Source organism: Stenotrophomonas sp. GD03958 (assembly GCF_029839005.1).
Classification (GTDB): Bacteria; Pseudomonadota; Gammaproteobacteria; order Xanthomonadales; family Xanthomonadaceae; genus Stenotrophomonas; species Stenotrophomonas hibiscicola.
Genome location: NZ_JAOBZT010000017.1, coordinates 39,869 through 65,501 on the forward strand (window position 1 = coordinate 39,869; position 25,633 = coordinate 65,501).

23 protein-coding genes, 3 pseudogenes and 1 riboswitch are annotated in these 25,633 nt (G+C 66.8%); of the genes and pseudogenes, 8 read left to right on the forward strand and 18 right to left on the reverse strand.

Going from position 1 to position 25,633, the window contains the following annotated elements; translation table 11 throughout:
- Positions 1–56 precede the first annotated feature (56 nt).
- Positions 57–343 (reverse strand): annotated as a pseudogene (locus tag N5C25_RS07565) (DUF4440 domain-containing protein); the annotation flags it as partial.
- A 59-nt stretch (positions 344–402) separates the two neighbouring features.
- Here N5C25_RS07565 and N5C25_RS07570 point away from each other — a divergent pair.
- Positions 403–1,077, forward strand: coding sequence for an Ivy family c-type lysozyme inhibitor (locus N5C25_RS07570; protein ID WP_058980218.1), 675 nt, complete (start codon positions 403–405; stop codon positions 1,075–1,077).
- Positions 1,078–1,137: 60 nt separating this feature from the next.
- Here the strand turns inward: N5C25_RS07570 and N5C25_RS07575 are convergent, their stop codons facing one another.
- The 5 genes and pseudogenes from N5C25_RS07575 to N5C25_RS07595 form a co-directional block, all read right to left on the reverse strand.
- A complete protein-coding gene (locus tag N5C25_RS07575; protein ID WP_058980216.1) occupies positions 1,138–1,512 on the reverse strand; it encodes a hypothetical protein in 375 nt (124 codons plus the stop codon).
- 490 nt (positions 1,513–2,002) lie between these two features.
- Entirely contained in the window at positions 2,003–3,034 is a 1,032-nt protein-coding gene (gene arsB, locus N5C25_RS07580) for an ACR3 family arsenite efflux transporter (RefSeq protein ID WP_262212750.1), read from the reverse strand.
- Positions 3,035–3,042: 8 nt separating this feature from the next.
- A complete protein-coding gene (locus N5C25_RS07585; protein WP_279936729.1) occupies positions 3,043–3,546 on the reverse strand; it encodes an arsenate reductase ArsC in 504 nt (167 codons plus the stop codon).
- A gap of 36 nt (positions 3,547–3,582) precedes the next feature.
- Positions 3,583–4,002 (reverse strand): annotated as a pseudogene (gene arsN2 / locus N5C25_RS07590) (arsenic resistance N-acetyltransferase ArsN2); the annotation flags it as partial.
- Between the two features lies 1 nt (position 4,003).
- A complete protein-coding gene (locus N5C25_RS07595; protein WP_058980212.1) occupies positions 4,004–4,333 on the reverse strand; it encodes a helix-turn-helix transcriptional regulator in 330 nt (109 codons plus the stop codon).
- 17 nt (positions 4,334–4,350) lie between these two features.
- Here N5C25_RS07595 and arsH point away from each other — a divergent pair, with 17 nt between their 5' ends.
- Entirely contained in the window at positions 4,351–5,079 is a 729-nt protein-coding gene (arsH, locus tag N5C25_RS07600) for an arsenical resistance protein ArsH (protein WP_279936720.1), read from the forward strand.
- A 21-nt stretch (positions 5,080–5,100) separates the two neighbouring features.
- On the opposite strand, the gene N5C25_RS07605 is transcribed toward arsH, so the two are convergent.
- The 3 genes and pseudogenes from N5C25_RS07605 to N5C25_RS07615 all read right to left on the reverse strand — a co-directional run.
- A complete protein-coding gene (locus N5C25_RS07605; RefSeq protein ID WP_021204019.1) occupies positions 5,101–5,793 on the reverse strand; it encodes a L,D-transpeptidase in 693 nt (230 codons plus the stop codon).
- Between the two features lie 157 nt (positions 5,794–5,950).
- A complete protein-coding gene (locus N5C25_RS07610; RefSeq protein WP_005407606.1) occupies positions 5,951–6,223 on the reverse strand; it encodes a hypothetical protein in 273 nt (90 codons plus the stop codon).
- Positions 6,224–6,497: 274 nt separating this feature from the next.
- Positions 6,498–7,051: pseudogene (locus N5C25_RS07615) on the reverse strand (lytic murein transglycosylase); the annotation flags it as partial.
- A 245-nt stretch (positions 7,052–7,296) separates the two neighbouring features.
- Here N5C25_RS07615 and N5C25_RS07620 point away from each other — a divergent pair.
- The 5 genes from N5C25_RS07620 to N5C25_RS07640 all read left to right on the forward strand — a co-directional run bounded on the left by N5C25_RS07620 (position 7,297) and on the right by N5C25_RS07640 (position 10,898).
- Entirely contained in the window at positions 7,297–7,872 is a 576-nt protein-coding gene (locus tag N5C25_RS07620) for an Ax21 family protein (protein ID WP_021202106.1), read from the forward strand.
- Positions 7,873–7,997: 125 nt separating this feature from the next.
- Positions 7,998–8,765 (forward strand): DUF6597 domain-containing transcriptional factor, encoded by a 768-nt coding sequence (locus N5C25_RS07625; RefSeq protein ID WP_262212757.1) that lies wholly within the window; start codon positions 7,998–8,000, stop codon positions 8,763–8,765.
- Positions 8,766–8,833: 68 nt separating this feature from the next.
- Positions 8,834–9,202, forward strand: a complete 369-nt coding sequence (locus N5C25_RS07630; protein WP_134735581.1) for a VOC family protein — start codon at positions 8,834–8,836, stop codon at positions 9,200–9,202.
- 121 nt (positions 9,203–9,323) lie between these two features.
- The gene (locus tag N5C25_RS07635; RefSeq protein ID WP_021202103.1) at positions 9,324–10,298 is read left to right on the forward strand and encodes a Dyp-type peroxidase; all 975 of its coding nucleotides are present in this window, start codon (positions 9,324–9,326) and stop codon (positions 10,296–10,298) included.
- A 180-nt stretch (positions 10,299–10,478) separates the two neighbouring features.
- Positions 10,479–10,898: a hypothetical protein gene (locus N5C25_RS07640; RefSeq protein ID WP_058980202.1), complete on the forward strand. Its 420-nt coding sequence runs from the start codon at positions 10,479–10,481 to the stop codon at positions 10,896–10,898.
- 105 nt (positions 10,899–11,003) lie between these two features.
- Here N5C25_RS07640 and pnuC read toward each other — a convergent pair whose 3' ends face one another.
- The 7 genes from pnuC to N5C25_RS07675 form a co-directional block, all read right to left on the reverse strand.
- Entirely contained in the window at positions 11,004–11,573 is a 570-nt protein-coding gene (gene pnuC / locus N5C25_RS07645) for a nicotinamide riboside transporter PnuC (protein WP_058980262.1), read from the reverse strand.
- Between the two features lie 8 nt (positions 11,574–11,581).
- Entirely contained in the window at positions 11,582–13,771 is a 2,190-nt protein-coding gene (locus N5C25_RS07650; protein ID WP_058980200.1) for a TonB-dependent siderophore receptor, read from the reverse strand.
- A 70-nt stretch (positions 13,772–13,841) separates the two neighbouring features.
- A riboswitch (TPP riboswitch) is annotated at positions 13,842–13,937 on the reverse strand.
- A 43-nt stretch (positions 13,938–13,980) separates the two neighbouring features.
- On the reverse strand, positions 13,981–15,105 hold the full coding sequence (locus N5C25_RS07655) for a phosphotransferase (protein ID WP_279936721.1): 1,125 nt from the start codon (positions 15,103–15,105) through the stop codon (positions 13,981–13,983).
- A 128-nt stretch (positions 15,106–15,233) separates the two neighbouring features.
- Positions 15,234–15,641: a glycine zipper 2TM domain-containing protein gene (locus N5C25_RS07660; protein ID WP_262212764.1), complete on the reverse strand. Its 408-nt coding sequence runs from the start codon at positions 15,639–15,641 to the stop codon at positions 15,234–15,236.
- A 245-nt stretch (positions 15,642–15,886) separates the two neighbouring features.
- Positions 15,887–17,878: a peptidoglycan-binding protein gene (locus N5C25_RS07665; protein ID WP_279936722.1), complete on the reverse strand. Its 1,992-nt coding sequence runs from the start codon at positions 17,876–17,878 to the stop codon at positions 15,887–15,889.
- 112 nt (positions 17,879–17,990) lie between these two features.
- The gene (locus tag N5C25_RS07670) at positions 17,991–18,761 is read right to left on the reverse strand and encodes a hypothetical protein (RefSeq protein ID WP_279936723.1); all 771 of its coding nucleotides are present in this window, start codon (positions 18,759–18,761) and stop codon (positions 17,991–17,993) included.
- 378 nt (positions 18,762–19,139) lie between these two features.
- Positions 19,140–19,778 carry a response regulator transcription factor gene (locus N5C25_RS07675; RefSeq protein ID WP_019661903.1) on the reverse strand — a complete coding sequence of 213 codons (639 nt, stop codon included), beginning with the start codon at positions 19,776–19,778 and terminating at the stop codon, positions 19,140–19,142.
- 75 nt (positions 19,779–19,853) lie between these two features.
- Here N5C25_RS07675 and N5C25_RS07680 point away from each other — a divergent pair, with 75 nt between their 5' ends.
- Entirely contained in the window at positions 19,854–23,453 is a 3,600-nt protein-coding gene (locus N5C25_RS07680; protein WP_279936724.1) for a transporter substrate-binding domain-containing protein, read from the forward strand.
- On the opposite strand, the gene N5C25_RS07685 is transcribed toward N5C25_RS07680, so the two are convergent.
- Both N5C25_RS07685 and N5C25_RS07690 read right to left on the reverse strand, forming a co-directional pair.
- Entirely contained in the window at positions 23,447–23,848 is a 402-nt protein-coding gene (locus N5C25_RS07685) for a c-type cytochrome (RefSeq protein ID WP_021202094.1), read from the reverse strand. The two genes, N5C25_RS07680 and N5C25_RS07685, sit on opposite strands and share 7 nt — an antisense overlap.
- Positions 23,849–23,912: 64 nt before the next feature.
- On the reverse strand, positions 23,913–25,589 hold the full coding sequence (locus N5C25_RS07690) for an electron transfer flavoprotein-ubiquinone oxidoreductase (RefSeq protein ID WP_279936725.1): 1,677 nt from the start codon (positions 25,587–25,589) through the stop codon (positions 23,913–23,915).
- Positions 25,590–25,633: the final 44 nt, after the last annotated feature.

Sequence of the window (25,633 nt, forward strand, 5' to 3'; positions counted from 1 at the left end):
TAGCTGCCAACCTTGGTTGGCGCCCGGTAGCGCCGGGCCATGCCCGGCGGCATTCATCACCGCGCGCGCGGCCGCGCGTTGCTGTTGTCCATGTCCGAGAAAATCAACCACGGCCCATCCCACTCGCGCTTCAGCATGAGCGTGAACTTGCCTGTATCACCCACGTTATTGCCGTAGCGGTACGTATCGATAATGTAGCTCTGTTCCCCTCCACCGCGTACGCCAACGCACGCAGCCGCAATGGGCCGCCACCCCGGCCGGCATACGCGGCCTCGATCGCGCTGCGGCCGCGCATCGGCGGCTGGTTGCTCTGCAGCACAAAGCCATCTTCGGCGAACAGCGCATTAGAATCACGCGGCCGCCGATTCGGCGGACGCAGCGCAGATCAGACAAGGACACGGAATGAAGATGCGAATCACAGGGATGGCGATGATGGCCGCGCTGCTGGCAGCCTGCGGACAGGCACCGGAAAAGACTGGCGAGACTGCACCTGCTGTGGCGCCAGCGCCGACCACCGAAGCGCCGGCCGCCGTGGCGACGGTGGTCGAGAAGGAACCGTCCGCCGAAGACGGTGTGGACCCCTCGGCGTGGGACAACGAAGGCGAACCGGAAGACCCGAGCGCCGGCGGGGAACTCACCTGCGCGGACAACCCGCTGGCGACGCATTTCTTCACCCTGGTGGGCGGCAATACCGTGGACGACTGCGGCCGCAAGGATCCGAAGGTGCTGGCCGCGTTCAACGCCCTGATGAAGAACACGGCCGCAGCCGAATCCGCTGACAAGGAGATTCCATCGCTGCGCGAACGCCTGTTGAGCGGGCCCAGCGGTCCTGGCGAACTGGTAGTGCTGCAGGGTGAGCCGTGGTGGTTCTACACCGCCTGCCAGGCCCACGACTGCCCTGGCACCGCGTTGGCGATGTTGTACTCGCCCGATCAGTCGAAGCTGGTCGGCCGTCTTACCGCGCGCTGCCGTGTGTGGTGGCTGGGCGAGCCGACGGCGGAACAGCGTGCGCAGATCGAACAGCGCCAACCACTGCAGGATGCCGCGTTGAAGGAAGACAGCGCGCTCTGCGAGTGATGTGGCGCGCGCCGCAGCGCCGGGCCGTGCCCGGCGTTGCAGTGAGCATTGTTCCCCGTATCACCCTTCCGGCCGCATGCGTGCGCTGACCTGTGCTGTCAACGACAGGCTGGCCATCATCAGGCCCTCCATCACCCGGTCGCCCACGTACTCCTCGTCGGGACCGTTCTGGCGTACGCGCTCGGCAGCCAGGAGCATTTCCAGCGCCACGCGCAGCCCGGCCAATGCGCAATCCGCGTCGGCCAAGGCCATGCGGCGGCCGGGCATCTGATGACGTTCGGGCCAGGGCTGGCCGTCGGCGGCGGCGCCCTTGCCGATGCGGTCGAGCGTGGCGATGAAACCGTGCGGATCATGCGGGTGCGGTGTTTCCGAGGGCGCGTCCGCGTTGGCGGGCACGTACTGCGCGTGCAGGCGGGAGGATTGGGGTGTGCTCATGGCAAAGGCTCCGTGCAGGACAGACGGTAACCGCCACATAGAGGTGGCGGGCGGAGACGTGGCTCGAAAACCGGGAGATCACGAACAAGACCGGCAGGCGCAAGGCCTCCACGCTCCGCCCGCCATAGCCGGCAGACGGAATGCCAGCCGGCGCCACGCGGGGTGACGCCGGCTGGCAAGCGCAAACAACGTTCGTGATCTAACGGGTTTTCGAGGCCCGGCCACCCATTTTCCGGCGGCCCACCATCTGTACCGCCGTCGCTGCGCAACGCCAATCAGAAGAGTTGCATTCAACGCTGGATCAAAGACGCTTTTGGTATTCTTGCATGCTGTTAAGCCGTCGCAGACGCAGGCGCCGCAACGGCCGCAGCGGCTTGGGCAATATGCGACACGGATCGAAGTTGATGACGTGGCGTATGGGTACCCGACCAAGCCGATGACGACAGTGCGGGGCGAAGAACGTAAATCGATTTCGACACACTCTGATCTGTCAGTGCTCTTCGTGTCTCTCGTACCAGGCTTGAGTACGGTTCACGATCCGCACCACAGACAACATGACCGGTACCTCGATCAGCACGCCAACCACCGTTGCGAGTGCTGCGCCCGAAAGCACGCCGAACAGCCCCACCGCGGTCGCCACCGCCAGTTCGAAGAAATTGCTGGCGCCAATCAACGCCGAAGGGCCGGCCACGCAATGCGCCACGCCCAGGCGACGATTGAGCAGGTAGGCCAGGCCGGAAGTGAAATAGACCTGGATCAGGATCGGCACCGCAATCAGTGCGATCACCAGCGGTTGCTTCACGATCTGCTGGCCCTGGAAGCCGAACAGCAGCACCAGTGTGAGCAGCAGCGCGCACAACGAGACGGGCCCCAGCTGGCGAAGCACCCGCTGCAACGCCGCCTCGCCACGATGCAACAGGATCCAGCGCCGCAGCAACGCCGCCACCAGCACCGGCACCACGATGTAGAGGCCAACCGACAGCACCAGCGTATCCCACGGCACGGTGATCGCTGACAGGCCCAGCAGCAGTGCAACCACCGGCGCGTAGGCAACCACCATGATCGCGTCGTTCAACGCCACCTGGCTCAGGGTGAAGTTGGCATCACCGCGGCACAGGTTGCTCCACACGAACACCATGGCGGTGCAGGGCGCGGCTGCCAGCAGGATAAGCCCGGCGATGTAGCTGTCGATCTGTGCTGCGGGCAGCCAGTCCGCGAAGGCATGGCGCAGGAACAGCCAGCCCAGCAGCGCCATCGAGAATGGCTTCACCGCCCAGTTGATGAACAGCGTTACGCCGATGCCCTTCCAGTGCTGCTGCAACTGGCGCATCGCAGTGAAGTCGACCTTCAGCAGCATCGGGATGATCATCAGCCAGATCAGTACCGCAACCGGCAGGTTGACCTTGGCGATCTCTGCGGATGCCAGCGCGGCAAAAGCACCGGGTAGGAAGTGGCCCAGCAGCGTGCCGACCGCAATGCAAAGCCCGACCCAGAGCGTCAGGTAGCGCTCGAACAGATTCATGGGGGCAGTCACGGCATGCGATCAGTCGGCGGCAGCTGTCCGATCCGATCCAGCGTGTGCTGCAGCGCCTCGCGGTCGGACCACAATGATTCGGGCAAGGCGAGCAATGCACGCAGGCGCGCTTTCACGATGGCATGGGCCAGCGCGAACGCCGCGACTTTCTCGGCATCGCTGCCCGCCACGGCCGCTGGATCGGGCAGGCCCCAGTGGCTGCGGACGAAGTCACCGAACACCACCGGGCAGGCCTCCGCTGCGGCTGAGTCGCATACGGTGATGACCAGATTCATGGGCGCTGCATCCACGAACTCACCCCACGACTTGCTGCGCAGCCCTTCAATGGGCATTCCTTCGGCCTGCAGCTGGGCGAGCGCGAACGGATTGACCTGGCCGTTGGGCTGGCTGCCGGCACTGAAGGCGGCGAAGCAATCGCCGCCCCATGCACGCAGGGTGGCTTCGGCAAGCACGCTGCGGGCGCTGTTGCCGGTACAGAGGAACAGGACATTGCGCTTCATGTGGCTTCCATGATCAGTGAGCGGCTTGGACATGCAAAGCGCGCTGGCCGGGCAGAGACGAGTGAACTCGGCAGAGCTGCGGATCGGCGCCGCTACGTGGGCGCGATCGCATCCCGCAAAGCCGTGCCGCGCGAACCACGGGCCTGCCGACGTTGTCAGCAGCACCAGTTCCCTGACCTGCATGCGGCGGGCCATGTCTTCGGCCGTTGCCAGCAATGCGCGTCCAAGGCCGGTGCCGCGTCGGTCATCAGACACCACCAGGGAGCGGAGCAGCGCCGAGGCGCCGAAAACCTGCAATCCAACGGCGCCCACGGGGACGCCGTCGAGGTCTGCGACGAAAAACACGACCTTGCTGCTTTCCAGATCGGCCACGGGTAACTGCGCCTGCTGCAGAAGGTCCCGGATGGAGCACAGGTCGTCGCGCGTGCCGGCACGGATCACCGGGTGTCGTTTCATCTCAGCACCTGCATGCCGGTTCGCTTGCCGCGCACTGCTGGTCAGGCGAACCCGCGCAGCAGTTATGGGTGAGGTACTCGATCAAGCCGTTCATGGCATCGAAGTTGGCGCGGTAGCAGACGTGGCGGCCCTGGCTTTCGCTCTCCACCAGCCCGGCCTGCACGAGCTCCTTCAGGTGGAAGCTGAGCGTGGCTGGAGGCACCTGCAGGGCCATGGCGATGTCTCCGGCCATGCGGCCCGCTGGGCCAGCCTCCACCAGCAGGCGGAAGGCAGCCAGGCGGGTGGCATGGCCGAGGGCGGTCAGGGCGACAATTGCATTCGACGTTTCCATATTTTTAGAATAGTCGAATGAATGAGCCAGTCACAAGTCCCGACCTGCCCAACCTGGTGGAATCGTCATTGCCCCAGCCCAGTCATCACCAGCTCGCCGCAGCAGATCTGGGGCCGCCACGCATTCTCCTGCTCTATGGCTCGCTGAGGCCGCAATCGTTCAGCCGGAAGCTGGCGCTGGAAGCGGAGCGACTGCTGCGCCATCTCGGGTGCGAAACCCGGGTGTTCGATCCACATGCGCTGCCGATGCTGGACAGCGTGGGCCCGCACCACCCTGAAGTGCAGCGATTGCGCGAATGGTCGCAGTGGTCGGAAGGCCAGGTCTGGGTCAGCCCCGAGCGGCATGGCACGGTCGCCGGCGTGTTCAAGAACCAGATCGACTGGTTGCCGCTGGAAGATGGCAGCGTGCGGGCCACGCAGGGCAGGACGCTGGCGGTGATGCAGGTGAGCGGCGGCTCGCAGTCGTTCAACACCGTCAACACGTTGCGCGTGCTCGGTCGCTGGATGCGCATGCTGACCATCCCCAACCAGTCGTCGGTGGCCAAGGCCTGGCAGGAATTCGATGACGACGGCCGGATGAAACCCTCGCCGTACTACGACCGGGTGGTGGACGTGATGGAAGAGCTGGTGAAGTTCACGCTGCTGACGCGTGGCCGGTCGGACTACCTGGTGGACCGCTACAGCGAGAGGAAGGGCGACGCGCTCGCGGCCGCATTGGCGCAGGCTGCTGGCGCTACCGCCTCCTGAGTTCCGCTACGCAAACGCGCTCTATTTGCTCGCGCGCCGCGCGCCCTTCTCGTCTTCTTCCTTCGCATTCCCACGGCTCTGTGCGAACTCCGGGAAGGTCTTCGCGATCGAATCCTTGTCCGGCAGGATGTAGAACACACCGCCCTTCTCGAACGTGGAGTGCACGATCTGCTCGTAGAACGCAGGCGAAACGTTGATGCAACCGTGGGTGACGCGGTTGTCGTCCGGCGAGGGCGATGCCAACCGCTCGGCGCGCTTTTCCTTCGGGCTGCCCGGCGGCAGCGGGTGCATCGAGACTGCGGAATCGTAGTCCACCCACAGCACGCGTCCGGCATCGTCGGACGGGCCGTAACCGCCAATGAAGCGGCCAGCCGGCGTGGTGCGGTCGTGGCCGGGAATCGCGCTCAGTGCGAGCTTGGCGACGCCCGGTGCGGAGTGGTCGCCGATCGCCGACCCAAACAGCGCCGGTGCTGCGCCGCGCAGCTTGCCGTCACCGCCGAAGACCAGAACCTGCGCCGCCGCCTTGTCCATGACCGCAAACGGATAGCCCTGGTTGTCCTTGCTGGCGACCACCCAGCCGGCAAGCTCGATCACTGTTTCGGACACGCTCTGGTCGGGCGGAAGTTCATCAACGGCGGCAATGCGTTGTTCAGGCGCTTCCTTGTCCTTGCCCTTGGCGCTGGCTGCGCCGCTGCACGCAACGGCCAGTGCCAACGCCAGTGCGGCATGGAAGACGCGGCGTGCAGGGGAGGAGGAGGTACGAATGGGACGGCTCCTTGCAATGCAATTCTGGGTGGAAGGATGCCAGTGGCCGGCGAAGGCCACTGGTTCCCGATACAGAGGTGGATCAATTCAAAGGGTGAGAGAGCTATCAGCCGCGCGGCTTGCGACCGGCCGGTGCCCTTTCAAGCTGCTGTACGCGGCCTTCGATCTGGTCCAGACGCTGGTTGGCCTGCTGCGCCGACTGGTTGGCGGACTCGGCACTCTGGGCAGCGCCCTGCACCTTTACGTCGAGCTGATCGAGGCGCGAGTTGATGGTTGCGAACTCGTCCTTGTAGGTGGCGCAAGCGCCGAGGCTTACGGTGGCCACGATGGCGACGGTGATGGCACGTGCTGCGTTGATGTGCTGCTTGGTCAGTTTCATTTCCAACTCCCTCCTTCGTCTGGGGAAGCTGGAATATAGCGGCGTTTGTTCCCGGCGCTAGCCCGTGCTTTCAGCTGGAATTGGAAGACGTGGAAGCGCCGTGAAGACGTTCGATCAACAAAACTTAACAAGCAGGATCACGCGGGCGGACGTGCATCGGCCGGCTTGCCTTGTGCCTGTTCAGAAGCACGTATTCATCAGCATGAAGCGGATTTCATCGAAGTGCCGTCGGCACCGCCTCGATGCCAGCGCACGCGGGCCGCCACCGGCTGGCTTCCAGCAGCGCCTGATAGAGCAGGGTGGGCTGCTCGACTTCCACGCGTGCACCTGGCTGTTGCACGTGCACGTACTCATGGGCAATCAGGTGCACGAAACGGTCGCCGACATCGGCCTCATCCAGTCGGCGTCGCACAGCGCTTGCAGTCCAATGACCACGCCTGCTTCGGCGGTCACGCCACCACTGTTGCCGCGGCCCACCAGTACGGTGACCGGGGAAAGCGCCGCAGACGGCAACAAGGTGCCCAGCTGATCGACGGCAGCGGCGACGCGCATGCGGATCAATGGCAATGCTGTCGCGCAGGTTCTCGCTTTCGCAAATAATGCCGGTGTGTCCTGGATGGCCCTGGCCAGCCGCTCCATCGAGCCGATACGGCTGTCGGTGAAGCTGCGCAGAGCGTCTGTGCCAGCATCCAGATAGCCGCGCTGCAGATCGTCGGCACTCGGCTTTCCAGCGCTGGCATCCAGCACATGGAAGAAACGCGTGACATCGTCCGTCTGAATCACGATGCGCGCAGGAGGCTGGCTGCGCTCGGCCGCCTGCAGCATCATCGCAAGGATGATGAGCAGCAGCTCGCGCACCCTACGGCGGGCACGTCCCCGCAACAGCAGTGACGCGGCGGATGTGTGCGGCATGCGGAGTTCCCTGAACGTTGCCCACATTTATATACCAGTCAGTTCAATATTCAGGGTTGATTAGACCCCCTAACGGATAATTCACACCTGTCGATCGCCTCCTCTCTCTCCCCCTCCCGGGAGGCGGCCGACGAAACCAAAATAATTAAAGGTGTGTCCCGATGAACAAGAATTCGCTGCTCGCTCTGGGCCTTCTGGCTGCCCTGCCATTCGCTGCATCGGCAACCGACGGCCTGTCGTACAACTACGTTGAAGGCGGCTACGTGAACACCGACGCCAAGGGCGGCGACGCCGATGGCTGGAAGGTGAAGGGTTCCGTTGCGGTGCACCCGAACTTCCATATCTTCGGCGACTACAGCGCGCAGGAGACCGACAAGTTCAAGAACGATGTCGACCAGTGGCGCATCGGCGCCGGCTACAACTACGGCATCGCACCGAACACCGACCTGGTGGCTCGCGTTGCGTACCAGAAGTACGACATGAAGCACGGCCTGGACTTCAACGGCTACTCCACCGAAGTGGGCGTGCGCACCGCGTTCAACCCGTACGTGGAAGGCTACGTGATGGCCGGCTACGAAGATTTCAGCAAGAAGCACGGTTACAACCCGGACGGCGAGTTCTACGGCCGTGTCGGCGCCACCGCCAAGTTCAACCAGAACTGGGGCCTGAGCGGCGAAGTGAAGCTGGCCAAGGCTGGCGACCGCGAGTGGTTCGTGGGCCCGCGCTTCACCTGGTAACAAACGCCTGCCGTTAGTGCGTGTTGTGCTGGCGTGTGACTCTCTCTCTCTCTCCCACACGCCAACCGAAGCCCGGCCTCGCGCCGGGCTTCACTTTTATGGGCCCTGTAGCGCGACAATGCGGCATGGGCGACTCTTCCCCCCTCGCAGGTACTGGCACGGCCTACCAGAAGCATCCGGCGCCTGCGCCGCTGCGCGGCCACTTTGGTCAGCTGTGGCAGAGCCAGCTTCCTGACGATGCCGATGGGCACATCACCGTACTGCCCGATGGTTGCGTGGATATCCTCTGGCGCGACGGTGCGTTGTTCGTGGTCGGCCCGGACCGCGTGGCCGCGCACCCGGCGCTGGCACCCGGTGCGCAGGTGCTGGGGGCACGCTTCCGTCCCGGCCAGGCATTGGCCGCGCTGGGCCTGCCCCTGGCCGAGATCATCGGCCAGGCCGTGCCACTGGCCGATCTGAAGGGCGCGTGGGCGAGCAAGGCGGCGGCCTCCATTGGTGACACCGCGCCTGCACAGCGCCTGCAGCGGATGGCGCACTGCCTGCAACAGCATATGGGTGCGTCCGCGCTCGATACCCCGGCGCAGCGTGCACATGCCCTGTTCCAGGCGCTCGCCATTGGTGACGCCACGCTGGATACGCTGGCGGCACGCCTGAGCCTGAGTCCGCGCAGCCTGCGGCGCTTCAGCCAGTCGCAGTTCGGCTACGGCGCCAAGACGCTGGAACGGATCCTGCGGCTGCAACGTTTTCTGCGCCACAGCCGCGCGCTGCCGCAGCACTCCCTGGCGATGCTGGCCGCCGAGGCCGGCTATGCCGACCAGGCCCATCTCAGCCGCGAGGCACGTGAGCTTGCCAGCATGACAGCACGCGAGCTGCGCCTGGAATGGGGCCAATGATGGCCGTTTCGTTCAAGACCGCGATGCCACGTTGATTGAAGCTGGGGCTCCCAACACGGAGCCACGCCATGAGCCACGCCGCATCCCGCGATGCCGAACGCCGCATCGACAACATCGAATTCAACGTCGCCGACATTGCCCGCAGCAAACGCTTCTACGGCGAGGTGTTCGGTTGGCACTTCACCGACTATGGCCCGGCCTACACCGAATTCGACGATGGCCGCCTGAAGGGCGGCTTCGTGGCCGACGTGCCGGTGCGTGTCCACGGAGGGCCGCTGGTGATCGTGTATTGCGCGGACCTGTCCGACGCGCAGCAGCGCGTAGTCGCTGCCGGTGGCGAGGTGGTGCGAGCGGTGTTCGCATTCCCCGGCGGCCGCCGCTTCCACTTCCGCGACCTGGATGGCTACGAGCTGGCGGTGTGGAGCGATCTGGATTGAGTCTTCGTACCATCGCCGGTGGACGGAACGAGAACCGCTCCGTCCCCGGTCAGGCGGTTCCGCTATGATCGCCCGCACATCGCCACTCGCGACGCGCCCGCCTCAAGCCCGCAGGAATACCGTGAACACCCAGCCCGCCCAGATCACCGCCCTCAACCACACGCTCGACAACGAGCCGCAGCAGATCACCGCGCCACTGACCCATTCGGCGGCGTTCCTGGTGCTGAAGGTGAAGGACGATGAGGCGTCGATCGCCAGGGCGCGCGAGGTGCTGGCCAGCACCGATGACCTGATCAAGAACACCGCCATCCGCGAGATCGAGCGCACCTTCACCTGCAACGTGGCCATCGGCCACCGTGTGTGGCAGCCGCTGGTGGGCACCACGCCGCCGCGCGAGCTGAAGCCGTTCCGCGAGATCAAGGGCGCCACCCACACCGCCGTGTCCACGCCGGGCGACCTGCTGTACCACATCCGGGCGCGCACGATGGACCTGATCGTGGCGTTCGAGCGCAACCTGCTGATGGCCTTCGGCGATGCGGTGGAAGCGGTCGATGACGTAGCCGGTTTCCGCTATTTCGATGGCCGCGACCTGCTCGATTTCGTCGACGGCACCGCCAACCCGGAAGGGCTGTCGCTGCCGGAAGCCACGATCGTTGGTGAGGAAGACCCGGAACATGCCGGCGGAAGCTACGTGGTGGTGCAGAAGTACCTGCACAATCTCGATGCCTGGCGCGCGCAGAAGACCGAGGCGCAGGAGGCGATCATCGGCCGCACCAAGCACGACAACATCGAGCTGGACGATGCACCGGCCGATGCGCAGAAATCGCACAAGACCCTGTGCACCATCGAGGACGCCGACGGCGAGCATGAGATCCTGCGCGACAACATGCCGTTCGCCAACCCGGGCCGCGGCGAATACGGCACCTACTTCATCGGCTACACGCGCCGCCTGTGGGTGATCGAGAAGATGCTCGAGCGCATGTTCATCGGCAATCCCGCGCCGCTGCACGACCGCATCCTCGATTTCTCCACCGCCACCACCGGCGTGACCTTCTTCGCGCCCTCGCGCAAAGTGTTGGCCGATCTGGGCGATTGATCGCGGCTCCCGTCCTTGCGCACGCTACTGGCCGCTCTGTTCCAGTAGATCCACGCCACGCGTGGATGGTACGCACGTTGCCCGTAGCAGCCACGCATGGCGTGGCTCTACTGTGCCGCCATCTGCCTGTCATCTACCGCCCCGACCATCAGCCGTTGGATGAGAGCGCAGGGGCGGGCGATGGCGATGGCAAGGAACACAACCGGCGCACGCCGCTGGTGGCGGCCGCTGGCCGCGGTGTTCGGTGCGCTGGCACTGGGGAGCGCCGCGGTGTCCGCGCAGGACGCCCCTGCGCATTGGATGGCCTACGCCGCTGCGGTCGGTGGCCAGCTGCAGCAGCGCCTGCAGCAGGAGCAGGACCCGCAGGCGCAGCGCGTGCTGGCATGGCTGCAGGCACATCCGGACGCACCGACGCCGCTGCCGGTGAGCGTGTGGATCGCGGCGGATGGCCGCATCTCGAAGCTGGAATTCGACAGCCTGGGTGACGCCCAGGTCGACGCAGACCTGCGCGCGACGCTGCAGGGCGCGCCGTTGCAGGCAGCCCCGCCGGCCGACATGCGCCAGCCGCTGCGGTTGGGCCTGTTGCTGGAACCGAAGTAGATCCACGCCATGCGTGGATGTGGTGGGTAGATGCCGACCTTGGTCGGCAGGCGCGCGCCAACCCAGGTTGGCGACTACCGGTAGCCCGCCACGCATGGCGTGGCTCTACCGGGTTGCCACCTGTGGCTCGCGCGCGGCGGCGCTCCATGCGCGCAGGCCGAACACGGCCAGGCCGAGGAAGAACACGTACAGCGCGGCGGTCACGTGCAGCGACTTGAACAGGTACGCGCCCACGTAGACCACGTCCACCGCGATCCACACCCACCAGCAGGCCACGTGGCGGCGCGCCTGCCACCACTGCCCGACCAGGCTCAGGCCGGTCAGCAGCGCGTCCAACCACGGCAGTGCGGCATCGGTGAAGGTATGCATGGCCGCACCCAGCGCCACGCCACCACACAGGCCGATGGCCAGGTCGCGCAGCAGCTTGCCGCGCGCCAGCGGCACGATGCGGATGCTGCCCTCATCGGCGGCATGCTGCCGCCAGTTGAGCCAGCCGTAGACCAGGAAGCCACCGAAGGCGACCTGCAGCAGGGTATCCGAGTACAGCTTGGCCTCGGCGAATACCAGCCCGTACAGCGTCACCGACAGCAGGCCCACCGGCCACGCCACCAGCCGGCGCCGGGCCATCAGCCAGACGCCAAGGATGCTGCACAGTGCGGCGGTCCACTCGAGCATCACGCCGCTCACAGCGCGAACGTCACCGACAGGCGGGCCTGTCGCGGTGCGCCGGGGAACAGGTAGTAGTCACCGCCGCTGCTGCCGGTATCGCGCCAGTAGAAGCGGTTGAACACGTTGTCCACCGACAGGTTCCAGGTCACCGCACGCTCGTGCAGGCGATGCTGGAAGCGCAGACCAGCGTCGAACACCGAGTAGTCCGGTGCGCGCACGCCGCCGTCGGCACGTGCGACGTTGGCACCGGCATAACGCCAGCCGCCAGTGACATCCAGGCCCTGCACGAACGGCAGCGCATAGGCCACATGCACGCTGGCCCGCACCTTCGGCACATTCACCAGCTGATGGCCTTCATAAGCCGGCGTGCCGGTGTCGCGCGCACGCGCCTGCAGCACGCTGGCACTGGCCACGATCTGCAATGCATCGGTCAGCTGGCCGTTGGCGGTCAGCTCCAGGCCGGTGTGGGTCTGGGTGCCTTCCTCGACGAAGGTGTAGCCCACGTCGCTGTTGTCCGGCCTGGCGTACTGGTACGGCTGCGAAATGCGGAACACGGCCGCACCCAGGGTCAACGCCTCGACCGGCACGTACTTCACGCCCACTTCCAGCTGGCGCGACTGCACCGACGGCAGGAAGGTGTCGGCATTGCTGGTCCAGAACGGCGCTTCCTGGCCCAGCGAAATGCCGCGCACGTAGCTGGCATAGGCATTGAGCTGGTCGGTGGCCTTCCACACCACCGCGGTCTGCGGCAGGAAGCGCGACAAGCGGCTGTGCCGCTGCGGGGTGCCACGCTTGTCGTAGGCGCGCTCATCGAGGCGCACGAAGCGGCCACCGGCCAGCCACTGCCAGTCGTCACCGAAGCTCATCCGGTCCAGCGCGAAGAAGGCGGTCTGGCGGCTGTCCAGGCGACGTGCGGATGGGCCGGGCATCTTCGGCGACGGCTCGAACACCGGCACCGGTGCCTCGTGGATGTTGGTGGTGCCGACGTACTCGTTGACGCTCGGGCGCCTGTCCACGGTGCGGCGGAAGTAGTCGGCGCCGAGGGTCAGCTCATGGCCGACGCTGGCGGTCTCGAAACGGCCACGCAGCTCGGCACGGGCCTGCTGGTTGCGGCGGGTATCGTCCGGGCTGCGGTAGTCGTAGACGTCGTAGTCGCCGTTGGGCGCGAAGTAGTTGCCCGGCACGCTGCCATCGGCGCATTGCACGGCGTAGTAGCAGCCGTAGGCGAAGGCGACGTTGTCATCGATTACCGAGCGGCTGTGGCCGACCGAGACGCGCGACTGCCAGGCCTCGTTGAAGTCGTAGGTGTGCAGGGCGGTGATGTTGGTGCTGGCGATATCCACCGGACGCTGCCACGGCTGGTAGCCGAGCAGGTGCTCGCGGTCGACGCCGCGCGGCAGGTCGCGTGCGCCCAGCAGCTGGTAACCGGACACCGAACGCTGCGAGCTGGTCTGGTAGTTGGCATCCACTTCCAGCTTGCCGCGTTCGCCGATCAGCCAGTCGGCCGCCAGCGAGTAGAAATTGCGGCGGCCATCGGCGTGCTCGACATAGGAATTGCTGGAATCCCACGCGGCATTCAGGCGCAGGCCGAAGCGCGGGGTGATCCAGTGGCCGACATCGACGGCGACGTAGCGCGAGCCTTCCGAATCGGTGCCGAGCGTGGCGGTGCGCACTTCGGCCGGGCGCTTGCCGATGTAGTTGATGATGCCACCCGGTGCCATCACGCCTGCGGCCAGGCCGGCTTCACCCTTGAGGATCTCCACCGACTGCACGTTCTCCAGCGCCAGGCGCTGTTCGCCGGCGATGGACAGGCCGTTGAAGCGGTAGCCGGTGGCGGCGTCCAGCGCGAAGCCACGGATGGCGATGTTCTGGTAGTAACCCACCGGCGCATACGCATCACCGAGCGAGGCATCGTTGCTGGCCAGCTCGGACAGCGAACGCACCTGGCGACGGTCGAGATAGTCGCGCTCGAGCACGTTCACCGAGGCCGGCGTGTCCTTCCAGCTGCCGCCACCGAAGGCGTTCACGCGCGAGGTATCGGCTTTCGGTTTGCCGGCCTGCACGCGCACCGCTGCCAGTTCGGTCGGCGAATGCTCGGCGCCGGTGGCAGCCGCATCGGGGGACGCTTCGGCCTCGCTGGCGTGCAGCGGCAGCGCGGCGCAGAGGGCGAGGGAGAGCAGGGTGGGGTGCAGGCAGCGGTTCATTCGATTCGTCTTCGGACAACAAGGGAGACGAAGCGACGGCGCGCAGGTGCACCGGCCCATGACGGGGGTGTGGCTGCGGCTCAAAGCTCCCTACGCCGGTGCAAACCGGATCAGGTTCCAAGGGACTCTCTCAGCCTGGCAGATCCAGGCACCCCCGCTTCAGGTGACCATTTCACTACAAATGGTACGGATTTGCGAGCCGGCGCCCTTCAGGCTGCCGCGTGCAGGGCCTGCAGCAGTGCCTGTCCCGGCGCGCTGTGGAACCACGCCGGGTGCCCCAGCATGAAGGGCCGCCACGCTACATCGGCGTTGGCGGTCGAGCCGGTGACGCCTTCGAAGTACTCCACTTCGGACAGTGCGAAGTCGAAATGGACCATCGGCAGCAGGTCGGCCAGCAGGTGCACGCGTGCCGCCGACAGCGGCAGCGCCTGACGGTAGCCGTCGAGCAGCGCCAGCGCGATATCGATGCGCACTGCCTGCATGCCGCGCTCCAGTTCCAGCCACGCCACCGCGTTGCGCTCGATCGCGGTGGCGAGGTCGAACAGTGCGCTGGTAGGCGACGCCAGGCCGAAGTCCAGCACGGTACTGATCTGCCCATCGCGCCACAGCAGGTTGGACACATGCCAGTCGTTGTGGGCCCACAGCCGGGGCTCGTCGCGCAGGCGCTTGGCCAGGCCGGCATGCCACGGCAGCACGTCACGCTGCAGCTGCGCCTCCCACGGAATGCGCGCGAGATAGCGGGCCAGCGCGGGGCGCTCGTGCAGCCCTGCCTTGATGGCCGCGACCGGATCGTCGCTGCGGATCAGATCATCGCGCGCGACCAGCACATGGGTACTGCGCTGGGGCGCGTGGTAGCTGGCGGCGGCACGGTGCAGCTGCGCGAGTGCGCGCCCGGCTTCGCGGGCCTGTGCAACGTCGGTCAGCAGCGACCACGATACGGCATTACGGTACAGATCCTCGCCGACGCCAACCGCATGCAGCTCGAAGGTCCATTCGCCATGCTCGACGGCGCTGTGGCCATCGGCCGCTGGCAGCACCTGCACCACCGGCACGCCCGCTGCGGCGAGATGGGCGATGAAGCGGTGTTCTTCTTCCAGGCAGGCCGCGCTGCGCACGCTGTGGTGGTGGCGCTTGATGAACACCGCGCCGTCCCTGCCATTGACGATGGCGGCGGCCGACAGTGGCCGCGGGCTGTGCCAGCGCGGTTGGCTCTGCTCGTCCAGCTGAGGGTAGCGCTGGCGCAGCCAAGCAATGTCCGCCGCGCTGATCGGTGGCCAGTCGGCAGCAACCTCGTCGTTGTTCAGGCCCTGCACGCGGTGGGAGGAAGAAGTCATGCCGCAGCCCCGGTGGGGAAAGTCACATCCAAGGCTGCGCATTCAACGCCATGCACGCGGCCAACGCAAACGGGCGGGTCATCGACCCGCCCGTCCGTGCATCAGCTGCGGTGATGCCGCCGCGCTGCTTACCAGCCGCGATGGCGGCCGCGGTCGTGGTAGTAGCGGTTGTCGTAGTAGCGCTCGCGCTGCCAGCGACGGTCGTCACCGCGGTCGTAGTAGCCGCTGCGGTAGTAGCCACGGTCGTAACGGCGATCGTAGCGGTCGTCGTAACGGCGATTGTCGTAGTAACGACGGTCGCGGCGGTCGGAGGTGGTCAGGTTGCCGATCGCGCCGCCGGCCACGGCGCCGCCCACGGTGGCGGCAGGATCACCGTTGGAGAGCAGGTTGCCGGCCACGCCACCGACCACGGCGCCGACCAGGGTGCGCTTGTCCTTCCTCGACATCGCGCTGGCATCGCTGACCACGGCCACACTGGCCACCAGTGCCAGAGCCATCGCCAGACCACGGAAGCTGAGTGTGGAAGTACTGAGCATGTTCGTTCTCCTGTGAGGTGCATGCCACGCTGGGCAGGGAGGGCGCGGGCGCCCCGGCTGCCGTGGAGACCACGCTGACGTTCCAACATTGCCGGAACATTGCCTGGTCCACCGTGCGGCTTGCGCATTCATCTAGCGGCAGGCGGCATGAAGCAAGGCTGAAAGCGGCCTCGGCCGCTCAGCTGGCAGAAAGGGAAAGGCCACGCGGACGTGGCCCTCCCTTCTCTGCCAAGGCGTTTGCGGGCTTAGACGCCCATCGCCTTCTGTGCCTGCCGGGCCTGCTCCTGCTGGGCGTCCTGCTGCTGGTGCAGCACGTTAGGCGCGCCCTGCACGGCACCGCTGCTGAGCGCGATGCTCTGCTCGCTGGCCGCACGGGTGTCCACCGCCACGCGGCTGGCCGCCGGGTCACCGATCGTGCCCTGCACGGCAAACAGGCGCTCACCGTTCGGGCTGGGCACCACCGTGTCGATGCGCTGCAGGCCGGCGGCATGCGCCTCCTTGGTCAGGGCCGCGGCGGCGCTTTCCAGCGCGTGGCGATCCTTGAAGGTACCTGCCGGCAGCCGCTCCAGGCCTTCGGTGGCCTGCAGGTACATCGGATTGCGTGGGTGCCGCTCGTCGTTCAGCAAGGGCCGTTCGCGTGCTTCCTTGATCGCTTCCAGCGTCTTCGGACCGACGATGCCGTCGACGACCAGGCCGTTGTCCTTCTGCAGCTGGCGCACTGCCGCGTCGGTGTTGCGGCCGAAGCGGCCATCCTCGACCAGTGGCTTGCCGTCGGCGCCGACGTAGCCCAGGTGGCCCAGCTGCTCCTGCACCTTGCGCACGCCCTCGCTGTGTGCGCCCTGCTTGTACAGTTCGGCGTGCGGCGTGGCGGCCGCCTTGTGCTCGGCGTTGGCCTTGCCCTGGGTCTGCTCGTGCGATTGGGTGCGGTTTTCCAGCAGGTCACGGGCCTTGGACAATGGATCGGACGCGAACAGCTTCCAGTGCGGGTGGTCCTTCACCTGCTTGAGGTAGTCCTCCACCGGCATGGTGTGCACGCCCTTGCTGCCGGTGGACTGGCTGATCAGCAGCTTGTCGGTGTTCGGGTCGCGCACCACCATCACGATGTGGTCGATGCCGTTCCAGTGTTCATGGCGGGTCCTGGCCGTATCCAGGCCGATGATCATGCCTTCCTTCAGCGCACCGGGCTTGAGGATCGCGTCGCGGTCAAGCAGCACGCCGGACTGGTCGAATGCCTTGCGCACGATGCCGCCGGAACCCAGGTTGCCCAGGTCGATGCGATCGGCCTTGCTGAACACCGCATGCCCGGCCTTCTGGTTGATCTCGTCCATGGTCCGGTTCTGCAGCGTGCCGACCCAGCCGGAGCAATCGATGTAACCCTGGTCCACGTTCTTGCCGGTCTTGCCCGGTACGTACAGCGCGTGGCCCGGAATGTTGATGGCGTACTTCACATCGTCGTACTTCACGCCGGCCTCGTAGGCGGCCTGCAGTTCGATGCCCGGTTTCGGCGCGGCAGCGGCTGTTGCGGTTGCCGCCAGCGTGGCAGCACCGGCCGCCACGGCTGCGCTGGCCTGTGCGGGCGCTGCCGGGGTTTGGCCCTGGCCCTGTGCCACCGCCTGCGGTTCGATGTTCTTTTCCGGGATGCTGATCGCTGCGTACTTGTGGATGTAGTAGCTGGAGAAGGCCCGTGCCAGGTCGCCATCGTTCATGCCGCGCATTTCGGCCAGGCTGTGGCCGGTCAGCGCCTTCGCGTCCGACCCGATCTGGTTCAGCACGTTGCGGCGCATGTTGATCTCGTCGCCGTGGCTGTTGCGGACCACGCCGAAGGTGCCGGTGGCAATGGCGGTCTGCACCGAGCCATAGCCGGCACTGCCCTGCTGGTGGGCCAGGTACAGGTCCAGCCCGGTCGGCGTACTGCCGCCGGACAGGTACGGGTGGCCGGTGCGCTCGTTGCGGCGTGCCATCGAGTCCAGGTTGTCCTGGTACATCTGCGCGGCCGCTTCGGTGTTGCGGGTGGGGTCGAACTCGTGGCCGGTCAGGTGGTACTGGCGTGCGGACCCGGGCACGAACTGGAACAGGCCCTTGGCGCCGGATGACGCGTTGTGGGCGCGCTCGTTGAACGTGCCACCGGTCTCGATGTACGCGAAGCGCATGAAGTCGTCGACCGGAATGCTCTTCTGCCTGGCGACCTGCTCGACGATGTCCAGGACTTCCTTTCTGCTGTAGTCATGCTGTGCCATGACGTTTTTCCTCGGGGTTGATGGAGCGGCGCATGCCGCGAATCGCCAACCGGACTCATCCGTGAGTCAAGAACATGTCGGTCAACAGGGAACCCGCGCGTGGCGGGTGCTTTCAGCGCGCGAGGTACTGCTGGGTCGCGCTGTCGAAGGTGTAGTGCACGGTGTCGCCGGCACCCAGGGTGCGGGTCCTGCCGGGGCCTTCGAGGGTGGTGCCCTTGAAGGTCACGGTCAGTCGCGGCAGGCCGTTGCCATCGGCAGCGAAGGCAAGTTCGCCGTCGCTGCCGGTGCAGGGCATCACGTTGCCTTCGTCGCAGGCGGCGCTGTTGTCTTCGCCTGTGCGCACCGTACCGACATAGCGCCAGACCTTGCTGTCCACGTCGTCTTCGCTGCGCCTGGGGTTGAACAGCAGCAGCGCATAGCCGGTGCTGCTGACGCCGCGGTCGAAGCTGCTGGTCGGCACCGCCAGCAGCAGGCGGCCATCGGCGGTGCGATGTTCAAGCGGCTTGCGCCGGGTATCGACGTCGTCGGCCTTGTCGTACGCGCCCAGTGCGCCGATGGTCCATTCCTGGCCACGGAACTTCCACGGCTTCTTCGCGTCGGTGCCGGCCAGCACGAAGGTGGCCTCGGCGAGGTTGGCGCGGTCGTCCGGACCGGCCTGCGCCTGCTCGCCAGGCTTGCCGTAGTGCTCGCGGGTATCCCAGGAGAAACCCGTGTAGTACGTAGTGCCATCGAGAGTGAAGGTGTGGCCGAACCAGAAGGTCGCCACGCTGCCGTTCTGGACCTCATAGGAGGTCGCGCCATCGCCATCCACTTGATAGGTGAAATACATCACGGTCGGCGCGTCGGGCGGGGTAACGGCGGTGTCGGGAGAGGTGTTCTGCATCGTGGCAACATCCTGTCGGGGCGCATTGGCAGCCTGCGCAGGGGCGCCGGGCTGGGAGGACGAGGGGACCGGATCGGCGGCGCTGCAGGCGGCAGCGGAGAGAGAGACGAGCAGGCACGCCGCGAATGCGCGCAGAGGCCGCAACGGCAGGGTCCAGCGTAGCTTGGGGGGATGTTGCATGCGCCTCTCCATGGTCAGCGTTGCCGGGCCAGACGGCCGGCAGGGAACCGCGCCACGTCCACCAGGGACGGGAGCGAGGACATGAGCCGGTCGATTCCTTCGACCTCGCATTGGGAACTCATGCCCCACCATCTTGGCACAGATCGGCGGCCCGTCAAAGAGGGCAGTGCCAGATGCCCTTCTTGTGCGGTCTGGCTCTCAGATCTTGCCGTCGCGCAGGTAATCGAACAGCTCGGCGTCGCCCTTCAGGCCCAGTTTGAGCATGGCATCACCTTTCTGCCGGCTGATGGTGCTGACGCTCTTGTGCAGCTGAAGCGAGATTTCCTTCACGGTCATGCCGGTGCCGAGCAGCCGAAGCACCTCCACCTCGCGTGGCGACAGCGGCTTGCCGTCACCCTCGCGCATGCGCCAGCTGCCGGCAGCCTCGACCCGCTCGCGCAAGCTGCGGCTGATGTAGGGCTGGCCGCGGTAGACCGACTGGATGGCCTGCGGCAGCTCGTCCATCGACGAACTCTTGTCGACCAGGCCGAGCACGCCGCTGTCGAGCACCATGCGCAGGATCGCCAGATTGCTGGAGACGCTGAGCATCAGCACCGGCAGGTCTGGATGACGGCGGCGGATCATGCCGATCATGGCGAAGCCGTCGGCCTGCGGGCTGCCCGGCATGGAGTAGTCGGTCACCAGCAGGTCGCAGGGCTGGCTGCCGAGCAGGGCCATCAGCGCCTGCGCGCTGTCGGCTTCGCCGACCACGCGGCCCACCCCGCTCGATTCGATGACGGCGCGGGTACCGATACGGACCACCGGGTGGTCGTCTGCGATGATGATGCGCAAGCTCATGCTCTAGTATGGCCACCGGGCTGGCTGGGCCGCGACCATCGCGGTCCCTGGCAGGATTCTAGGAGATCGACGCCGATGCGTAGCTGGGCTGTTCGCGGGCTGGTCCTGCTGCTGGTCGTACTGGCGCTGCCGGCAGCGTTGGCGCAGGCGGTGCCCGGGCCGTTGCCGCTCAGCCCCCTGCAGCGCGAGTACCTGGCCGCCCGTCCGAGCATCGTCGTGGGTCAGTATGACAGTGGCTGGCCACCGTTCGAGTCCCTCCGTGATGGCCAACAGGTTGGCCTGGGTCCGGATTATCTGTCGCTTCTTGCTCGTCAGTTGGGCGTGAAGGTGGAGGCAAGGCGCTACTCCGACTGGACATCCGTGCTGGATGCGGCATGTCGTGGCGAGATTGATGTGGTGATGAACGTCGGGCTCAGTGCCGACCGCACCCGCTGCATGGTCTACACCGCCGCCTATGGCGAGGCCCCGCTGGCCCTGGTGGGGCGCCCGGATGACCTGCGTGCCTCCGACAATCCCGATCTGGACGGACTGCGGGTGGTGATCGAGCAGGACTTCCTGACCGCGCCCCAGGTGCGCGCCCGCTTTCCGCATGCGCGCCAGCTTGTCGCAAACAACTCGTTGGCGGCCTTGGAGATGGTCAGAGACGACAAGGCCGACGTTTACATCGGCAATGCCTATGTGGCCACCGAACTGATCGCCCGCGAGGACCTGCGGGGCGTCGTGCTGCTGCGCCCCAGCGATCTCCCGCCGGAGCGACTGCACTTCGGCATTCCCAACGGCAAGCAGCCACTGGCTGAAGCGCTGGACCTGGCGCTGGCCGCGACCAGCCAGGCCCAGCGCGATGCGCTGGCGCAGCGCTGGCTGCCACCTCCGCGGTGGTCGGCATCGGCGCAGCTGGCGCTGAGCCAGGCCGAGAAGCGGGTACTGGAGCAACCGTTGAGGATCGGCTTCGCGCCGAACGCGGCGCCACTGTCGTTCGCCGACCAGGATGGCAACCCCAGCGGCCTGGCCAGCGAATACCTGCGCCGCCTGCTGCAGGCCGGCGCCAACCTGCAGGTGGAAAACAGCCATGACTGGTACGAAGTGCGCGAGAAGGCGCGCCGCGGCGAGCTGCAGGCGGTAATGGGCATTCCGGCCGATTCGCGCTACCTGGGCCCGGACTGGGTGTTCAGCCAGCCCTTCATCAGCGTGCCGAACGTGATCGTCAGCCGGCGCGACAGCCCGGCGATGCTGGGCCTGTCAGACCTGCAGGGCAAGCGGGTGCTGCTGTCCGATCCCGAGCGCGTGCGTGGTTATGTGCTGCAGCAGGCACCGCAGGCCCGGATCATCGCGGCGCGCAGCGCGGAACAGGCCCTGCAGCGCCTGATCAATGGCGACGCCGACGCCTATATAGGCAACCTGGCCGTGGTGGACCACCTGCTGCGCAACCGCTTCCCGGGGCGCCTGCAGGTGGCCGCACCGGCCGGCTTCAACGATCAGCTGGTGCTGGCTGTCGAGCGCCGCCATGCCGCCCTGGCCACCACCTTCGACCGCCTGCTGCTGCAGATGACCCCACGCAAGCGCGAAGCCCTGCGCGGCGACTGGCTGGCCGTCGAATACCGCAACGGCCTCGAGTGGACCCGCGTGGCGCGCTGGGGCGTGCCGCTGCTGCTGGTGCTGCTTACCGCGCTGCTGGTGCACGCCATCGGGCATTGGCGGCTGCGCCGTGAGGTAGCCGGGCGTCGCCATCTGGAACAGCGCCTGGCCGAAGTCACCGACAACCTGCCCGCCGTGGTCTATCAAGCACGCCGTGCGGCTGACGGAACCCTCAGTTTCCCGTTCATTGCCGGTGACCTGCAGGCGTTGTTCGGGATCAGCCGGCAGCAGGCCGAACAGGATGCAACCTGCCTGCTGGAGCGCATTGAGGAAGATGACCGCGAGCACATCCTGCATGCGGTCGAGCAGGCGGCGCGGCAGTTCGCGCCGCTCATTCTCGAGTTCCGGCTGCGTCCTGAAGGCACCGGCGCGCGCTGGGTGCGCAGCCAGGCCCATCCCTATGCTGCGGAAGCGGGCGCGGTGATCTGGAGTGGTTACTGGGTGGACGTCAGCGAGGCGCGTGCGCAGGCCGAGGCCCTGACTGCGGCCAAGGCAGAGGCCGAACAGGCCGCGGAGGCGAAGTCGCGTTTCCTGGCAACCATGAGCCATGAGATCCGCACGCCGATGAGCGGCGTGCTGGGCATGCTTGAGGTGCTGGCTCATTCGCCGCTGGATGCCGAGCAGCAGCGCATTCTCGACGTGATCGAGGATTCCGCGCAGATGCTGCGGCAGATCCTCGACGATATTCTCGATTACTCGCGGCTGGAGGCCGGCGCACTGCGCCTGGAACCGGTGCCGCAGCCGCTGCGGCCCTTGCTGGAGAGCGTGTGCCGGTTGCTGTCGGCGCAGGCCAGTGCACGTGGGCTGGACCTGCACGTGCAGATCGACCCACAGCTGGCAGCGGCGCACGAAGTGGATGGCGTGCGCCTGCGCCAGATCGTGTTCAACCTGCTCAGCAACGCCATCAAGTTCACCGTGCGTGGCGAAGTGCGGTTGCAGCTGGAAGTGCTGGGGCCGACCGCCGAAGACGGAAGCCAGCCGCTGTGCCTGAGCGTCACCGACACCGGCATCGGAATCGCGCCGGAACAGTTGCAGCACCTGTTTGCGCCGTTCACCCAGGCCGGTGCATACATCCAGCGTGACCATGGTGGTACCGGCCTTGGCCTGAGCATCTGCCAACGCCTGGTGCAGATGATGGATGGCGAACTGGAGCTGCACAGCACGCTGGGCGAGGGTACCCGCGCCGAGGTGCGGCTGTCGCTGGTGGAAGCCGGCCGTGGCGATGTTGAAGCGCTTGCCGCCGAGGAGGAACAGGCGGCGCTGCTGCCGCCGGCGTTGCGCGAGGCACGCGTGCTGGTGATCGAAGATCATCCGACCAACCAGGCGATGATGGCCTGGCGCCTGCAGCAGCTGGGTGTGCCGCATGTGCTGGTCGGCGATGGCCAGCAGGGGCTGGACCGGTTGGCGTCGGAGCCGTTCGATCTGGTCATCACCGATTGCCGGATGCCGGTGCTGGATGGCTTCGCCTTCACCCGCCTGCTGCGCGAACGCGAGGGTCGCAACGGCCAGCCGCGGCTGACCGTACTGGCGCTCACCGCCAGCGTACTGGACGACGATGCACGGCGCTGCCGCGAGGCCGGCATGGACGAAGTACTGTCCAAGCCGCTGTCGCTGGCAACCCTGCGCGCCGCGCTGCTGCGCTGGTTGCCGCAGGCGCAGGGACTATCGGTTGTGGAGCCGCAGGCCGGACCCGCTGCCGACGATGGCGGGACGCTGCCTGATCTGGCCAGCCTGCAGCGGCGGTTCGGCTCACGCGTGGTGGCCGAGCAGCTGCGCGACAGCCTGTTGCAGGCCAGCGAGGGCGATCTGGCGGCCGTGCAACGCGCCGTGCAGGCCGGCGACCGCGAAACCGCGGCGCTGCACCTGCATCGCCTGGCCGGCGGCCTGGGTGCGGTTGGGGCGACAGTGCTGGCCGGGCAGGCCAACGCACTGGTCGAGCGCCTGCAGGATGCGGGCGAGACCGATCCGGCACCGGTGTTCGCCGCTGTAACGGCGTTCGTGGCACGGCTGCAGCGCCAGCTGCAGCGATTGGCTCACTGAGCCGACTGCTGCTGCAGGTAGGCGATCACCAGCGCGCGGCGTTCGGCGCTGGGAAAGGCGTTGTACATGCGTGTGCCGGGCACCACGTGGGTGGGCGACTGCAGGAAGGCATCCAGGGTCTGCGCGCTCCAGGTGATGTCGGCGCGGCGCATGCCCTCGGAATAGCCGTAGTCGGGCAAGCTGCCGGCGCGGCGGCCGATCACGCCATGCAGGTTCGGCCCGAAGCGGTGGATGCCGCCGGGCTGCACGGTGTGGCAACCGGCGCACAGTTCGAACGCGCGCTGCATGGCCTGCTGCCGGGCCTGTTCGGGCGTGGCGGGCGCAGCAGGCGGGCGCTGGCAGGCCGTGGCGAGCAGGGACACGGCAATGGCAATGAGCAGGCGGTCGGCGCGCATGGGCGGCAGGATAGCGGTGAGGTCGAGCCGCCGGGCTGCGACACGCGGTCGCAGCCCGGGGCGATCACATGCCCGAGTAGTTCGGGCCGCCGCCGCCCTGCGGGGTCACCCACACGATGTTCTGGGTGGGGTCCTTGATGTCGCAGGTCTTGCAGTGCACGCAGTTCTGCGCGTTGATCTGCAGGCGCGCGCTGTCGGCTTCGCCGACGAACTCGTACACGCCGGCCGGGCAGTAGCGCGCTTCCGGACCGGCGTACTCGGCCAGGTTCACCTTCACCGGAATGCTCGGGTCCTTCAGCGTGAGGTGGCTGGGCTGGTTCTCGTCGTGGTTGGTGCTGCTCAGGAACACCGAGCTGAGGCGGTCGAAGGTCAGCACGCCATCCGGCTTCGGGTAGGCAATGCGGGTGTGCTTGGCCGCCGGCTCCAGGCAGGCATGATCCGGCTGGGTGCGATGCAGGGTCCACGGCGGGTTGCGCACGCCCAGTTTGGGCAGCAGCCACTGCTCCACGCCGGTCATCAGCGTGGCCACGGTCTGGCCCTTCTTGAACCACTGCTTGAAGTTCTTGGCCTGCTGCAGTTCGGTGAACAGCCAGCTGGCTTCGAACGCCTTCGGGTAGGCGCTCAGTTCATCGTGCTGGCGATCGGCGGCCAGTGCGTCGAACGCGGCGTCGGCGCACAGCATGCCGGTCTTGATCGCGGCATGGCTGCCCTTGATGCGGCTGGCGTTGAGGTAGCCGGCTTCGCAGCCGACCAGCGCGCCCCCGGGGAAAACCGTCTTCGGCAGCGACAGCAGGCCGCCGGCGGTGATCGCACGGGCGCCGTAACCGATGCGGGTGCCGCCCTCCAGGTGCTTGCGGATGGAGGGATGGGTCTTGAAACGCTGGAACTCCTCGAACGGGCTCAGCCACGGGTTCTTGTAGTCCAGGCCGACCACGTAACCAATGGCGACCTTGCCGCCGTCGGCGTGGTACAGGAACGCGCCGCCGTAGGTGTCGCTGTCCAGCGGCCAGCCAGCCGCATGCACCACCAGGCCCGGCTCATGCCTGGCCGGGTCGATCTGCCACAGCTCCTTGATGCCGATGCCGTAGGCCTGCGGGTCCTTGCCTTCGTCCAGTTTGTAGCGGGCGATCAGCTGGCGGCCGAGGTGGCCGCGCGCGCCTTCGGCGAAGACCGTGTACCTGGCGTGCAGCGCCATGCCGCGCTCGAAGGCCGGGCCGATGCTGCCGTCCTTCTCGATGCCCATGTCGCCGGTGGCCACGCCGATCACTTCACCGTTGTCGCCGAACAGCACTTCGGCGGCGGCAAAGCCCGGGAAGATCGCCACTTCCAGCGCCTCGGCCTGCTGCGCCAGCCAGCGGGTCACTTCGCCCAGGCTGATGATGTAGTTGCCTTCGTTGTGGAAGCACTCCGGCAGCAGCGCGTTGGGCGTGCTGCGTGCGCCGGTCTCGCTGAGGAACAGGAATTCGTCGCGGGTGACCTTCTGCTTCAGCGGTGCGCCGCGTTCGGCCCAGTCCGGGAACAGTTCGGTCAGTGCGCGCGGGTCCATCACCGCACCGGAGAGCACGTGCGCGCCCGGTTCGGAGCCCTTTTCCAGCACGCACACCGACAGCTCGCGACCGGCTTCGATCGCGCGCTGGCGCAGGCGGATCGCGGCGGCCAGGCCGGCAGGACCGGCGCCGACGATCACCACGTCGAACTCCATTACTTCACGCGGGGGCAGGGCGTTGGCTTCAGCGCTCATCGATTGCATGACTCGTGGGTAGGGCCGGCATCGGGGCCACCGGC